We start from the raw sequence: 1,141 nt of genomic DNA on the forward strand, positions 1-1,141 counted from the left end.
TACGGATCCATGCCGGTGAAATAGTGGTTTGCGGCGAAGCTCAGCATGCCGAGCCAGCGTCCCTGGTGGGATCCGGATGGAAACGACATCGCCGCCGCAATCCAGTCGGATAGATCGAGGGATGTCACGCGAATTGCACGATTGACTACCAGAAAATCCATGTCGTCCAGTACGAACGAGCCAGCCAGGCCTGACCAATAGACGAGAGCGGTAATTAGAAGTGCGCCGAAGAACGCTAGCTGAACTCCAGGGACGCGCGGGAAGTAATTCTGCATTTTCAACTGCTTCCAATGGTTACGCCATCGGACGCTACCGATTCGTGCGGCGAAAGATCGGAGCCTCTATTGGACGATTCGGGAGATGCCTGATCGAGCGAGGGTTCTGTTCTGCCCTCCTGAGCTGACAAAGCGCTCTCCAGGGAAAGAATCATGGAGTCGTACAAGCCGAACCAGTTCTTTGACTTCAATACGGTCAACTCCGCTTTGGCCGCAGACAATTGATTCGTTGCAAGAAGCGCCACGAACAGGTTTCGGCGAGCATTTACGTCACTGGGTGCTGCGTCCACTGCGGCCCGAATATCACGCTCCCCCTGCAACTTGTCTCCAAGCAAATGCCAGGCGAATTCTGCGTGAACGGAAAGTAGTGTCGCTCGTGGATTTCCGTGCGACATGGCTGCGGCATATGCGTCCTTCAGTGCAGAGATATTTTCCTCGCAGATATGCTCGAGAAAACAGCTGTTCAGTAGCGCCAACGAACGTGCATCCGACGCATTTGCCGGTCTTGATTTCAATTTTTCGACAAGATCCACCCACCATGCCGGGTTGATCGGCATATGGCGTTTTGCTTGAGTCGTAATCAGAAGTTGCTCGAAAAGAATGCCCGCGCCGGGCAGCTTCCTGGCGCTATCGAGTGCATGAATTGCATCGTCAGTGGGCGGAGTGCCGTCTGCGCGGCGAAGACGACGCAGCATCATGTCGGCGCGTGCAAATTGCGCGTCGGGGGAAAGTGGACGTTTGCTGGCTTCGGCCATAACCAGGCGCAGAGGATCCGACCACTCCAATGCACGCAATGCGGTGGTAAAGGCGTAGAAGGCGAAGAGTGAGGTGACGCCCAACGCGACGATCCGCGCTCTCAGCCGAGG

1 protein-coding gene and 1 pseudogene are annotated in these 1,141 nt (G+C 55.8%); both read right to left on the reverse strand.

Annotation, left to right across the window (positions count from 1 at the left end):
• Nucleotides 1-275, reverse strand: a pseudogene (locus BM125_RS19605) (hypothetical protein); the annotation flags it as partial.
• 2 nt (nucleotides 276-277) lie between these two features.
• Nucleotides 278-1,141: hypothetical protein (locus BM125_RS20075; protein WP_245779006.1), on the reverse strand; the 864-nt coding region annotated here is incomplete at its 5' end.

Origin of the sequence: Dokdonella immobilis (assembly GCF_900115085.1) — a bacterium.
Taxonomy (GTDB): Bacteria; Pseudomonadota; Gammaproteobacteria; order Xanthomonadales; family Rhodanobacteraceae; genus Dokdonella; species Dokdonella immobilis.